Origin of the sequence: Agrobacterium vaccinii (assembly GCF_021310995.1) — a bacterium.
GTDB lineage: Bacteria > Pseudomonadota > Alphaproteobacteria > Rhizobiales > Rhizobiaceae > Agrobacterium > Agrobacterium vaccinii.
The window spans coordinates 2673215-2687500 of the sequence record NZ_CP054150.1 but is presented as its reverse complement, the minus strand read 5'-3'; the positions used below and the strand labels follow the sequence as shown (position 1 = coordinate 2687500).

Below are 14286 nucleotides of genomic sequence, written 5' to 3'. Positions count from 1 at the left end.
GCCTGACCGCGCATCACCGGATGATATCTCGAGAAGCTGGTCTTAATGATACGGCCTCGAAGTGCACCGGCGTGCCTTCAAAGAGGACTGTATCGACACGTCGATGTCATCAAGAAATGACCTGATTGTAAAAGGTAATCAGGTCGTCGCTCCGAAAGGGTCGACTATGGATGAGCATAGACAATGAGAACGAAGAAGTGAATTAAGGGCATTTGGTGGATGCCTTGGCATGCACAGGCGAAGAAGGACGTGATACGCTGCGATAAGCCGTGGGGAGCTGCGAATAAGCTTTGATCCATGGATTTCCGAATGGGGGAACCCACCTTAAATGCTTGGAGAATCTAAGTTGTGCTTCGGTACGGCTTAGGTTTCCAAGCATTATGATAAGGTATCTGCACCTGAATACATAGGGTGTAAGAAGCGAACTCAGGGAACTGAAACATCTAAGTACCTGAAGGAAAGGACATCAACCGAGACTCCGTAAGTAGTGGCGAGCGAACGCGGACCAGGCCAGTGGCAATGCTGAATAAAGTCGAACACTTTGGAAAAGGTGGCCATAGCGGGTGATAGCCCCGTAGACGTAGAACAGGCATTGTCCTTGAGTAGGGCGGGACACGTGAAATCCTGTCTGAACATGGGGAGACCACTCTCCAAGCCTAAGTACTCGTGCATGACCGATAGCGAACAAGTACCGTGAGGGAAAGGTGAAAAGCACCCCGACGAGGGGAGTGAAATAGAACCTGAAACCGGATGCCTACAAGCAGTCGGAGCTCGAAAGAGTGACGGCGTACCTTTTGTATAATGGGTCAACGACTTAGTGTAGCAAGCAAGCTTAAGCCGGTAGGTGTAGGCGTAGCGAAAGCGAGTCTGAATAGGGCGTTTAGTTTGTTGCATTAGACCCGAAACCGAGTGATCTAGCCATGAGCAGGCTGAAGGTTGGGTAACACCAACTGGAGGGCCGAACCCATATCTGTTGCAATAGATTGGGATGACTTGTGGCTAGGGGTGAAAGGCCAATCAAACTCGGAAATAGCTGGTTCTCCGCGAAAACTATTTAGGTAGTGCGTCGATCGAATACCCTCGGGGGTAGAGCACTGGATGGGCTATGGGGACTCACCGTCTTACTGATCCTAACCAAACTCCGAATACCGAGGAGTACTAATCGGCAGACACACGGCGGGTGCTAACGTCCGTCGTGAAGAGGGCAACAACCCTGACCTCCAGCTAAGGTCCCCAAGTCATGGCTAAGTGGGAAAGGATGTGAGGATCCCAAAACAACCAGGATGTTGGCTTAGAAGCAGCCATCATTTAAAGAAAGCGTAACAGCTCACTGGTCTAAATAAGGGTCTTTGCGCCGAAAATGTAACGGGGCTAAAGCCATGCACCGAAGCTGAGGATAAGACAGTCGTAGTGGCTGTTTTGTGGTAGCGGAGCGTTCCGTAAGTCTGTGAAGGCGGACCCGTGAGGGCTGCTGGAGATATCGGAAGTGCGAATGTTGACATGAGTAACGATAAAGGGAGTGAGAGACTCCCTCGCCGAAAGACCAAGGGTTCCTGCTTAAAGTTAATCTGAGCAGGGTTAGCCGGCCCCTAAGACGAGGCGGACACGCGTAGTCGATGGGAACCACGTTAATATTCGTGGGCCTGGTGGTAGTGACGGATCTCGTGTGTTGTACATTCTTATTGGATTGAATGTGCGGCGAAGAGGTTCCAGGAAATAGCTCCACCGTATAGACCGTACCCGAAACCGACACAGGTGGTCAGGTAGAGTATACCAAGGCGCTTGAGAGAACTATGTTGAAGGAACTCGGCAAATTGCACGCGTAACTTCGGAAGAAGCGTGACCCCATGGTACGCAAGTATGATGGGGTGGCACAGACCAGGGGGTAGCGACTGTTTATCAAAAACACAGGGCTCTGCGAAGTAGCAATACGACGTATAGGGTCTGACGCCTGCCCGGTGCTGGAAGGTTAAAGGGAGGGGTGCAAGCTCTGAACTGAAGCCCCAGTAAACGGCGGCCGTAACTATAACGGTCCTAAGGTAGCGAAATTCCTTGTCGGGTAAGTTCCGACCTGCACGAATGGCGTAACGACTTCCCCGCTGTCTCCAACATAGACTCAGTGAAATTGAATTCCCCGTGAAGATGCGGGGTTCCTGCGGTCAGACGGAAAGACCCCGTGCACCTTTACTATAGCTTTACACTGGCATTCGCCAAGGCATGTGTAGGATAGGTGGTAGGCTTTGAAGCGGGGACGCCAGTTCTCGTGGAGCCATCCTTGAAATACCACCCTTATCTTCGTGGATGTCTAACCGCGGTCCGTTATCCGGATCCGGGACAGTGTATGGTGGGTAGTTTGACTGGGGCGGTCGCCTCCGAAAGAGTAACGGAGGCGCGCGATGGTTAGCTCAGACCGGTCGGAAATCGGTCGTCGAGTGCAATGGCATAAGCTAGCCTGACTGCGAGACTGACAAGTCGAGCAGAGACGAAAGTCGGTCATAGTGATCCGGTGGTCCCGTGTGGAAGGGCCATCGCTCAACGGATAAAAGGTACGCCGGGGATAACAGGCTGATGACCCCCAAGAGTCCATATCGACGGGGTTGTTTGGCACCTCGATGTCGACTCATCGCATCCTGGGGCTGGAGCAGGTCCCAAGGGTATGGCTGTTCGCCATTTAAAGCGGTACGTGAGTTGGGTTCAGAACGTCGTGAGACAGTTCGGTCCCTATCTGCCGTGGGTGTAGGAATATTGACAGGATCTGTCCCTAGTACGAGAGGACCGGGATGGACGTATCTCTGGTGGATCTGTTGTCCTGCCAAGGGCATAGCAGAGTAGCTATATACGGAATGGATAACCGCTGAAGGCATCTAAGCGGGAAACCAACCTGAAAACGAGTGTTCCCTATCAGAGCCGTGGAAGACGACCACGTTGATAGGACGGGTGTGGAAGTGCAGCAATGCATGAAGCTTACCGTTACTAATAGCTCGAGCGACTTCTTCGTTCCCATTGATTATGTTCATCTTCATCGAAGATGAAGATGATACTTCTGTCCTCACGCGCCAAAGGCGCTGCGGACGGACAAGTCACAGAAAGACGTGTAAATTAAATAGAGCCTTCAGCTCTCCAGCTTCTCGAAACAACAGTTTCCATGTGAAATCATGGATCTGTGATTGTTTTGGCCCAACACATCCTCATCTCGAGGGTGCCGTATGGCCAATTGGTGTCCCCTGTGAGCGTCAAGCGAACAGGACAAGGTACACCAATCAACAAGCAATCATATGATCCATGCAAAGCATGGATCATATGTTGCGTTTTGCCGACCTGGTGGTTATTGCGGGGCGGCTGCACCCGTTCCCATTCCGAACACGGCCGTGAAACGCCCCAGCGCCAATGGTACTCCGTCTTAAGACGCGGGAGAGTAGGTCGCTGCCAGGTCTGCAAAACGCAACACAAAACATCTTCTCAACGCAAAAACAAACGGCCAAAAGGCCAGTCAAAGGCCGCTCACTACGCGGCCTTTTGTGTTATAAAACGCAAAGACAATATCGGCGTACCACACTATGGTGCGCCCCTTACAGGAGACAAATCCTAACGGATTTGCTCCGGCAGTATGCATCACAGCCAAGCTGTGACGCAGTCGCGATAAATCCAATAGGGATTTACGCTTGGCGCGGGGTGGAGCAGCCCGGTAGCTCGTCAGGCTCATAACCTGAAGGCCGCAGGTTCAAATCCTGCCCCCGCAACCAAAAATCAAAATACCTCCAAATCAACCAGAACGGAACGGAAGTGGGCAAGATTAGCCAGCTTCGCTTTAATTTCCAAAAACGAACCCGCCATAACACGGCGGGCGTACTCGTTTCTGGGCAGTCCCGCAAATTCGCTACGTAGTCCTCGAATGCACGCATTGAGGACAGGCGACCATCGGTCGTCAGGGAAAGGAATTTCCTGTTTGCTAGTCGGTGTCCGAGGATGCCAAAAACGGTCTTCTAAGTTTCATCCCCCACCACAACTCAGCGCTCTTTTGTCGCCTAAAAGACGAGTTGGCTTCGTAAGACACCACGTTTGGTGGCTTTCTTTTGTATAAAGCTGATTTCGTTTGGAGTCAGTGGAACGGGATGTGTGCGTGAATACTTGTTCATCATACATTCATGTTTCCGAGGGTGCACACCATGTTCTTGACCAGCGTCTATGATAGCAATTCCTTTAGTTTTGGTCTTGGCGGCAGTGCTTCTGCCCGTTGTGCGGCGATTGAGGCCGAGCTTTGCTACCTTCCGAATTTCTCGGGCCGCGAAATTAGCGTGCAGTCGGAAGGCCGGTGCGTGTTGATCACGGGTTATGTCGAGACTGAGATTGATTTCTACCGCGCTCTCAACATTGCCCACGATATTGCGGGTGCGGACAAGGTTATCTTTCGTGTGAGTATGGCGCATAAGGCCACGGCATGATCCTGACAGGCGAGCGCAACGCATCTGGAAAGATCGGGATTGCTTGCTGAACGGGACGCGCTATATTTCCTTTGCTGACGAAGAGAAGCTTGGGAGGAGCGTTTCATGAGACGGATGTGGCCAGACGAATTCAATTCCATTCTGGATGGTGCTGAGGAACTAACGCTCAACGTTCCGACAAACGATCCCGCAGGCCACCCACTTGGTGAGCCAACAAGGCGGATGGCGCTTAAAGTGCGGATGACCCAGACGGATTACGAGCGCATTTGGCCATTGGCTGAAGCGCGCTACAGGGTTCAGGGTAAGCTTGCAGGCAAAGCCATCACCCTCATCACCAACAACCCACACTACCAAAAATGGCACCCCATCGATGGCGGAACCGAAGATGATATTTCCGATAGTGGCGTGCCGTTTCAGACGAAATATGTCGTCGCGCATTTTCTCTTGGACGATGTGAGCGAGAAGGTCGACGCGTAAGCTTAGGGCTGAAACCTAGATCGACTATAGGCTGGTGGCGGATTTGATCTTTATTCGGATTCGAAGTTTGCTATCACCTCCAGAAAGGCGGGGCCGTAGCGATCCAGCTTTGCTTCGCCAACGCCTGGTACCTTTGCCATCTCTGAACGTGATGTCGGGCGGGCGCCTGCAAGTTCGATCAGGGTTTTGTCATGGAATATGACGTACGGCGGGAGGTTCTGGGTGCGGGCGATTTCCATTCGGCGCTCGCGCAGGGCCTGGAACAAAGCCGCATCCTCGTCGGGAAGACTGACGGTTGGTCGTCCATTCGCATTGCGATAGCGGCTGGTTTTGCGCGGCGCCTGAGGTTTTCGCAACATCAGCATAGGTTTCTCTCTCAGAAACTGGCGGCCTGTTTCTGATATCGAAAGGCCGCCATGCCCGGCGAGATCGACTTCGATCAGCCGAGCTGCGATCAACTGGCGCAGGATTGCTCGCCACGTGCGGTTATCGTGCTCCTTGCCGATGCCATAGGTGGTAATCTGGTCATGACCGAATCGGGTTATGCGCTCCTCGTCGGCGCCCAACAGCACGCTGATGATGTAGGCCTGACCGAAGCGCTCTCCAGTTCTGTAGATGCAGGACAGGATTTTTTGTGCGGCGATGGCGCCGTCGAAAAGTTCTGGTGGTTCGGCGCAGGTGTCGCAGTTGCCACAGGGCTCGCACGTATCTCCGAAATAGGAGAGCAGTGCCTGTCTGCGGCATCCCGCCGTTTCGGCCAAGCCCAGCAGAGCATCCAGCTTTTGCCGTTCCATATGCTTGCGCTGGTCCGGCGCATCGGATTCTTCGATGAAGCGATTGCGCAACGCGATGTCGTCGGAGCCATAGAGCATCAGCACGTCGGACGGTAGACCGTCACGACCAGCACGGCCCGTTTCCTGATAATAGGCTTCGATGCTGCTGGGCAGATCGATATGCACCACGAAGCGGACGTCCGGCTTGTCGATGCCCATGCCAAACGCGATGGTGGCGACCATGATGATGGACTCGCCATGCTGAAAGCGGGTCTGGTTTGCCTCACGGTCTTCGCGTGCCATGCCGGCGTGGTAAGAGAGGGCGTCATAGCCTTCGGAGCGCAGCCATTCGGCAGTCTCCTCCGTTTTTCGCTTGGACAGGCAGTAGATGATGCCGCTTTCATCCTGATGATCCCGCAAGAAGCGTTTGACCTGCGATCGCGGATTGTCCTTCTCCATAATGGCGTAGCGAATATTGGGCCGGTCAAAGCCTGCGATGAAGGCGTCCTTGCCGTCGATACGCATATGTTCCAGAATTTCGGCGCGGGTCGGCTCGTCTGCCGTCGCTGTCAAAGCCATGCGCGGCGTGTTGGGGAAGCGCTCGGTCAGCATATCCAACTGGCGGTAGGGCGGCCTGAAGTCATGGCCCCATTGGGACAGGCAGTGCGCCTCGTCGATGGCAATGAGCGATAGGGACACATCCTGAAGCGCGTCGAGCACGTCTGGCTTCAGCAGCGTTTCCGGCGCAGCATAGAGAATGGCGACCTTGCCAGCGCGAACATCGGCCCACAGGGCGCGGCGCTCATCCGGCTGAAGGTTGGAATTCAGCGCCTCGGCTCTCACGCCCGCCTGACGGAGGGCGGCCACCTGATCGACCATCAGCGCGATGAGAGGCGAAACGACAAGGCCCATGCCGGGGCGCGATAGGGCTGGAATCTGGTAGCAGAGCGACTTGCCGCCGCCTGTCGGCATCAGTACGAAGGCGTTGTTGCCCGCGATGACATGCTGGACGATGTCTGCCTGCTGGCCACGGAAAGTATCGTAGCCGTAGATGGTTTTTAGAATATGGAATGGATCAGTATTCACGGATATCTTCTTTGAGATTCGGTCGTGCCGCACCTCATTCCATATTCAGAATAATCGCAACCCTTTCATTCCATTCGGTTCACGCAGGCGTAGGGATTATTCCGCTGCAGTCTTCATGCAACCTTCGATGATGCCGCGGATTTCCGCGCGGCAGGAGCCGCAGTTTGTGCCCGCGCTCAAGGTTTTCCCGATGCCTTCGACGGTGTGGCACCCATCACGAATGGCGGATGTAATCTGGTTGACGCCGACATTGAAACAGGAGCAGACGGTGGCGCCGGGGTCGGCTCTGCCCGCACCGGGGCGGCCTGCGACAAGGGAAAAGCGGGTTCGTAAATCCTCGTGGCGGATGGAGAGCTGGGAGATCGCCCAATTGCGGGCGACTGCAACAGGGGTATCGGCGACGTAAAGTGCGGCCAGCAATCTCTCGCCATCGAAAAAGGCAAGCCGTATCTGACTTGTGCTGTTATCGGCATAGCCGATGGGTTCTATGCTGACATCGATGCCGAAGACGGCCCGGCCCCAGCTGATCCAGTCTTCCGGGGCATCCTCAAAGGCAAACTCCAGCCGGTAGCCGCCCTCGGCTTTCGCAAGCGCCCAATAGGCACAATCGAGACCTTGCGGTTTGGCCTGCGTGACGGCAAAGGCATAGGCTTTCGCCTGAAAGCGGCGCGCGGTGACGGCCACGTTTTTCGATGCCGGTTGGCCGGAAAAGGGGTCGGTTACTGATGGCACCAGCCTGTCAACGCGGGCATTGGCGGCAAACTGGTCATTCCAGTGCATGGGCACGAAGAGATTGCCGCGCGCCTGCCGGTCCGTTACCAGCGCCCGCACGATGATCCTGCCGAGCGGGCTTTCGACTTCCACGAGATCAGCGCTGTTGATGCCAGCTTCCATCGCATCGCGCGGATGCATTTCAACGAAGGGCTCGGCTATGTGGGACGAAAGGCGGGCGCTTTTTCCCGTGCGTGTCATGGTGTGCCACTGGTCGCGGATGCGGCCCGTGTTGAGGGTCAACGGGAAATCAGCATCTATGCGGGATGTTTGTGGCAGGGCGGTGCTGACGAAGCGGGCCTTGCGATCTGCGTGATAGAATTTTCCGTCTGCAAAGAAACGTGTGGTTTGCGTGGTCCCAGATAATGGCTGCGGCCAGTTGAACGGTGACAGGTCGTCATAGGCTGGCTTTGTCAGTGCGGAATATGCGCCGATATCGAAATCACGCGACCCGTTATTTTCGAAGGCGGAGAGATTGGCGTGTTCCGTGAAAATATCGGCTGGGCCGGTGTAATCGAACGCTGCGGCAAACCCCATACGCTGACCGACCTGAGCCAACTGCCACCAGTCTGCCGCCGCTTCTCCCGGTTCGGGCAGGTAGCCGCGTTGGCGGGAGATGCGTCGCTCGGAATTGGTCACGGTCCCGTCCTTTTCACCCCAGCCGAGCGAGGGAAGCAGGACATGGGCGTATTTGGCCGTGTCGGTGATCGCGAACATGTCGGAAACGACGACGAAGGGGCAGGCTTTCAATGCGGCTTCGACGGCGCTGGCATCGGGCATGGAAACCACGGGGTTCGTAGCCATGATCCACAGCGCCTTGATGCGCCCATCGGCCACCGCCTGAAACAGATCGACTGCCTTCAAACCCGGTTTGTCGGCAATAACAGGCGAATTCCAGAAACGCTGAACACGGTCGCGATCACCAGCATTCTCGATGGCCATATGGGCCGCCAGCATATTGGCGAGACCACCGACTTCGCGGCCTCCCATGGCGTTGGGTTGGCCGGTCAGTGAAAACGGTCCCATGCCCGGCCTGCCGATGCGACCTGTTGCCAGATGGCAATTGATGATGGCGTTGACCTTGTCCGTGCCGCTTTCCGACTGGTTGACGCCCTGGCTGTAGCAGGTGACGGTCTTTTCCGTGCGCTCATAGAGTTCGTAGAACTGGATGAGTTCGGCAATGCTCAGCCCCGTGGCTTCCGCAATCTCGGGGAGGCTGTATTCCCCGGCGGATTGGGTGGCGGCATCGAATCCGTTTGTGAAGCTTTCGACGTAGGTTCGGTCGATGGCGGCCCCGTTTGCGAGATGGGCGAGAAGGCCGGTGAACAGCGCGACGTCTCCATCCGGGCGGATGGCCAGATGCATATCGGCGATATCGCAGGTCATGGTGCGGCGCGGGTCGATAACGACGATGCGCATATCCGGGCGCTCGGCCTTGGCAGCGGCGAGACGCTGGTAGATGACCGGGTGGCACCATGCCAGATTGGAGCCGGTGAGAATGACGAGATCGGCCTCGACAATATCCTCATAGAGACCCGGGACCGTATCCGAACCAAATGCGCGGCGGTGGCCTGCAACGGAGGAGGACATGCACAGGCGTGAATTGGTGTCGATATTGGCCGAACCGATGAAGCCCTTCATCAGCTTGTTGGCGACATAATAATCTTCCGTCAGCAATTGGCCGGAGACGTAGAAGGCAACGGAGTCTGGTCCGTGTTCGGCAATGGCGTCCAAAAATTTCGAGGCTACGAGATCAAGTGCGCTATCCCATGTTGCCCGCTCGCCATCCACCTGCGGATAGAGCAATCGTCCGTCGAGATCGATTGTTTCGGCCAGCGCCGATCCCTTGGAACAGAGCCGTCCCAGATTGGCGGGGTGGTCGGGATCGCCTTTGACGGAGACAGCGCCATCGTCTTCGATCCTGGCGATCACGCCGCAGCCGACGCCGCAATAGGGACAGGTGGTTTTGGTTTCAGTGGGCATAAAGTCGCCCTCTCATGCTGCGGCTTTCACCCCCCTCTGTCCTGCCGGACATCTCCCCCGCAAGGGGGGAGATCGGTGTGCGGCAACAGCTGCACCCTTTTTCGACGTTGCGATTGGGGGAATGAGCTTGCGTCATATGCATCCGAATATCACTCCGCCGCGATCATGAGGCTTTCGATTGATATCGACAGTTTGCCGTCCACGTTGCGCACGGGAATGGTGCGCACGGCACCCTCATCCGCGCCCAGCGCCTTGCCGGTTTCCAGCGAGATGACCCAGTTGTGCAGCGGACAAGTGACCGACGCGCCGTGGACGATGCCTTGGCTGAGCGGACCGCCCTTGTGCGGACAATGGTCTTCGATGGCATAGACATCGTTGTCCGCCGTGCGGAACACTGCGATCTTGCCGGAGGGCGTTTTCACGCAGCGTGCGCCGCGCAGGGGAATGTCGGAGATGTCGCCTATATCGACCCAGTTCATTGCGTTCATCCTGTCCTTGTCGATGATGTCTCCGGGTGGGCGGAAACTCCTCTTTCCGCCCACCCGACTACCCTTAGCGTCCGTCACGCCCTGCGGCGGTCGGTCACTCTGCGGCTTGGTTGAAGCCGATGGTCGCCATGGGTTTGAACTCGTGCTTGTGTTCGCCGGATACGCGCTCCGACCATGGATCGACCTGTGCAAATTTCTGGCTGAAGACGAAGCGGTCGAAGTAAGCCTTGCGCTTGTCGGCATCACCCATGATCTGGCGACGAACTTCGTCGTAGCCGATGCGCTTGGCCCATTTGTAGATTCGCTCTAGGTAACGGCCCTGTTCGCGGTACATCTGCGTCAGTGCCACGATATGCTCCAGCGCCTCGTCCTCGGTCTTCACAAGGCCCAAAACTTCCGTCCCCTTGATGTCGAGACCGGCGGCACCGGCGAAGTGGATTTCGTAACCGCTATCGACGCAGATCACGCCGATATCCTTGCAGGTGGCTTCGGCGCAGTTGCGCGGACAGCCTGAGACGGCCAGCTTCAGCTTGGCTGGTGTCCAGGAACCCCACATGAATTTTTCGACGCGAATGCCAAAGCCTGTCGAATCCTGCGTGCCGAAGCGGCACCAGTCCGATCCGACGCAGGTTTTGACGGTGCGAAGGCCCTTGGCATAGGCTTGGCCGGAGATGAAACCGGCCTTGCCGAGATCGGCCCAGACGGCGGGCAGGTCTTCCTTTTCGATGCCGAGAAGGTCGATACGCTGGCCGCCTGTCACCTTCACCATGGGTATCTCGAACTTGTCGACAACGTCAGCGATTGCGCGCAATTCGTTGGCATTGGTCACGCCGCCCCACATGCGCGGCACGACGGAATAGGTGCCGTCCTTCTGGATGTTGGCGTGGACACGCTCATTGATATAGCGCGACTGGTAATCGTCGGCATATTCATCAGGCCAGTCGGATACGAGATAGTAGTTCAGCGCCGGGCGGCATTTGGCGCAGCCGCAAGAGGTCTTCCACTCGAGTTCCTGCATGACGGCGGGAATGGTTTTCAGGCTCTTGGCCTTGATCAGGCGGCGCACATCGTCGTGTCCAAGCTCCGTGCAGGTGCACATGGGCTGAACGGCTGCCGGATTGTAGCTGTCGCCAAGCGTCAGTGTCATCAACTGCTCGACAAGGCCCGTGCAGGAACCGCACGAAGCCGAAGCCTTGGTGTGAGCACGCACATCGTCCAGCGACGTCAGCCCCTTCGACGTGATGGTAGAAGTGATTTTGCTCTTGCAAACGCCGTTACAGCCACAGATTTCCGCATCATCCGGCAAGGCTGCAACGGCCGCCATAGGGTCCAGTGGGGACCCTCCCTGATAGGCTTGGCCGAAGATAAGGGTGTCGCGCATCTCCGAAATATCGGTCGCTTTTTTCTTCAGGTCGTTGAACCACGCGCCATCAGAGGTTTCACCGTAGAGAACGGTGCCGATAATGCGGTTGTCTTTGAGGATCACGCGCTTGTAGACGCCTGCGGTGGCATCGCGCAGCACGATTTCCTCGCGGTCATCGCCATCGGCAAAGTCACCGATGGAGAAGAGGTTGATGCCGGTGACCTTGAGTTTGGTTGGCGTATCCGCATGCACGAAGGCCGGTGTGGTATCGCCTGCCAGATGCGAGGCGGCGACCCGTGCCATTTCGTAAAGCGGGGCGACAAGGCCATAGACCATGCCGTCCACCTCGGCGCATTCACCGACGGAGAGAATATCGCCGTCCGATGTGCGCATGCCTGCATCCACGACGATGCCGCGATTGACGGCAAGACCTGCGTCCTTCGCCAGACCCGCATTGGGGCGGATTCCGACCGCCATCACCACCAGCGTGGCGGGGATGATCGTGCCATTGTCGAGTTCGATACCCTCGACCTTGTCGGTGCCGACGATCTGCTTGGTGTTGGCCTTGGTAATGACCTGGATGCCGCGATCTTCCATCGCCTTTTGCAGCAGGTAGCCCGCTGCCGGGTCGAGCTGGCGCTCCATCAGCGTAGGCATCACATGCAGCACGGTCACGTCCATGCCGCGCATGGAAAGACCGGCAGCCGCCTCCAGCCCCAGCAACCCGCCGCCGATGACGACGGCTTTCGCTCTGGATTGCGCCGCCAGCAGCATGGCATCGACATCATCAAGATCACGATAGGTTATGACGCCTGGCAAATCCTTGCCCGGAACGGGGATGATGAAGGGAACGGAGCCGGTGGCGATCACCAGCTTGTCATAGCTTTCCGTCACTCCATGGTCGGATGTGACGGTCTTCGCCGCGCGGTCGATATTGACGATGCGGCGACCCTTATAGAGCGTGATGCCGTGCTGGATATACCAGCCATCACCATGGATGATGATGTCCTCATAGGACTTCTCACCCGACAGCACCGGCGAGAGCATGATGCGGTCGTAATTGACGCGAGGCTCGGCGTTGAAAATCGTGACCTGGTATTGGCCCGGTGCTTTCTCGAAGAGTTCTTCCAGCATGCGGCCGGGGGCCATGCCGTTTCCGATGATGACAAGTTTTTCTGTCATGGGATTACTCCGCAGCTTCGACGAAGCGATGACGTTCATAGAGGAACTTCAACACGGCTTCGCGGCATTTGAGGTAGGTTCGGTCGGATGCAAGCTCGATGCGGTGGCGCGGCCTTGGCAGCGGCACATCGAGAATTTCGCCGATATGGGCGGCAGGACCGTTGGTCATCATCACGATGCGATCCGACAGCAGAACGGCCTCATCCACATCATGGGTAATCATGACCATGGTGTTGCCAAGACGGGCATGGATTTCCATGACAGCATCCTGCAAATGGGCGCGGGTCAGGGCATCCAGCGCGCCGAAGGGCTCATCCAGCAGCAGGATTTTCGGCTCCATCGCCAGCGCACGGGCAATGCCGACGCGCTGCTTCATGCCGCCGGAAATTTCCGATGGCTTCTTGTCCTTGGCATGGCCCATCTGCACGAGGTCGAGATTGCGCATGACCCATTCGTGGCGCTCTGCCTTGGTCTTTGAATAGCGGAAGACCTTTTCGACGCCGAGATTGACGTTTTCATAAACGCTCAGCCACGGCAGCAGGCTGTGGTTTTGAAACACCACGGCGCGTTCCGGGCCTGGTTCGTTCACCTCGCGGTTTTCCAGAAGAACGACTCCGGAGGAAACCTTGGTGAGCCCTGCGATGAGGTTCAGCATGGTGGACTTGCCGCAGCCGGAATGGCCGATGACCGAGACGAATTCGCCCTTGCCGATGGTGAGGTTGATGCCCTTCAGCACCTCGGCGCGGCTGCCGCCCTTGTCGAAATATTTATCGATGTTATCGAGCTTGAGATAGGCGTTCATATGGATCTCCTCCTCAATTCGCCGCTGCGCCACGGGTGACGATGTTGCCGAGTGCTGCGACCAGCTTGTCCAGCACGAAACCGACGACGCCGATGTAAGCGAGTGCGACGATGATGTCGGGCAGGCGCGAGGAATTCCACGCATCCCAGATGAAGAAGCCGATGCCGACGCCACCGGTCAGCATTTCAGCGGCGACGATCGCCAACCATGACAGGCCGACACCGATGCGCAGGCCGGTGAAGATGTAGGGCGCGGCGGATGGCAGCATGATCTTGTAGAAAAACTCCAGTTGGTTCAGCCGCAGCACCTGCGCCACGTTGCGGTAATCCTGCGGAATGTTGCGCACACCAACGGCAGTGTTGATGATGACGGGCCAGATGGAGGTGATGAAGATCACAAAAATGGCCGATGGATTGCTGTCCTGAAAGGCAGCCAGCGACAGCGGTAGCCATGCCAGCGGCGGCACCGTGCGCAGCACCTGAAAGATCGGGTCGAGACCGCGCATCGCCCAGATGGACTGACCGACGATGGCGCCGAGGATGACGCCTGCAACAGCGGCAAGCCCGAAGCCATAGGCCACACGCTCCAGCGAAATCAACACCCGCCAACCAAGGCCGATATCCTGCGAACCATAGACGAAGAAGGGATAGACGATCAGGTCATAGCTTTCCTGAAACACCTGGCTTGGCGGCGGCAACGTTGCGCCGGGGGTGGAACAGAGCATCTGCCAGATGCCGAGCAGCAGAACCAGCACGACAAGTGGGGGAAGAACGTTGCGGGCAATCGCGCCCGCAATCTTTCCGGGGTTGAAGCCCTTTGCCTGGCGGCGGTCGATGGCAATCACGGTGCCGCTTTTCGGGATGGCGGTGGCCGTTGCCATGCTGTCTGTCTTGCGGGCAGTTGCGGTCATGGTTTTATC

Annotated in this window: 8 protein-coding genes, 1 tRNA gene and 2 rRNA genes; 5 read left to right on the top strand and 6 right to left on the bottom strand. The window is 56.9% G+C overall.

The features are described from left to right. Positions 1-191 precede the first annotated feature (191 nt). The 5 genes from HRR99_RS13190 to HRR99_RS13170 all read left to right on the top strand — a co-directional run bounded on the left by HRR99_RS13190 (position 192) and on the right by HRR99_RS13170 (position 4919). Positions 192-2998, top strand: a 23S ribosomal RNA gene (locus tag HRR99_RS13190). A gap of 319 nt (positions 2999-3317) precedes the next feature. Next, positions 3318-3432 (top strand): 5S ribosomal RNA (gene rrf, locus HRR99_RS13185). Positions 3433-3666: 234 nt separating this feature from the next. Then, positions 3667-3743, top strand: a tRNA-Met gene (locus HRR99_RS13180). 423 nt (positions 3744-4166) lie between these two features. Next, on the top strand, positions 4167-4442 hold the full coding sequence (locus tag HRR99_RS13175; protein ID WP_233122048.1) for a BON domain-containing protein: 276 nt from the start codon (positions 4167-4169) through the stop codon (positions 4440-4442). A 114-nt stretch (positions 4443-4556) separates the two neighbouring features. Next, on the top strand, positions 4557-4919 hold the full coding sequence (locus tag HRR99_RS13170; protein WP_233123503.1) for a hypothetical protein: 363 nt from the start codon (positions 4557-4559) through the stop codon (positions 4917-4919). Between the two features lie 50 nt (positions 4920-4969). Here the strand turns inward: HRR99_RS13170 and recQ are convergent, their stop codons facing one another. From recQ to ntrB, 6 genes are all read right to left on the bottom strand, one after another. Then, a complete protein-coding gene (recQ, locus tag HRR99_RS13165) occupies positions 4970-6778 on the bottom strand; it encodes a DNA helicase RecQ (protein ID WP_233122047.1) in 1809 nt (602 codons plus the stop codon). 96 nt (positions 6779-6874) lie between these two features. Continuing rightward, positions 6875-9532 carry a nitrate reductase gene (locus tag HRR99_RS13160; protein ID WP_233122046.1) on the bottom strand — a complete coding sequence of 886 codons (2658 nt, stop codon included), beginning with the start codon at positions 9530-9532 and terminating at the stop codon, positions 6875-6877. Between the two features lie 149 nt (positions 9533-9681). After that, positions 9682-10011: a nitrite reductase small subunit NirD gene (gene nirD / locus HRR99_RS13155; RefSeq protein ID WP_045228280.1), complete on the bottom strand. Its 330-nt coding sequence runs from the start codon at positions 10009-10011 to the stop codon at positions 9682-9684. A 103-nt stretch (positions 10012-10114) separates the two neighbouring features. Then, complete coding sequence (gene nirB / locus HRR99_RS13150) at positions 10115-12565, bottom strand: nitrite reductase large subunit NirB (RefSeq protein WP_233122045.1); 2451 nt, start codon at positions 12563-12565, stop codon at positions 10115-10117. A 4-nt stretch (positions 12566-12569) separates the two neighbouring features. Continuing rightward, a complete protein-coding gene (locus HRR99_RS13145) occupies positions 12570-13367 on the bottom strand; it encodes an ABC transporter ATP-binding protein (protein ID WP_233122044.1) in 798 nt (265 codons plus the stop codon). A gap of 13 nt (positions 13368-13380) precedes the next feature. Continuing rightward, positions 13381-14277 (bottom strand): nitrate ABC transporter permease, encoded by an 897-nt coding sequence (gene ntrB, locus HRR99_RS13140; RefSeq protein WP_233122043.1) that lies wholly within the window; start codon positions 14275-14277, stop codon positions 13381-13383. Positions 14278-14286 lie beyond the last annotated feature (9 nt).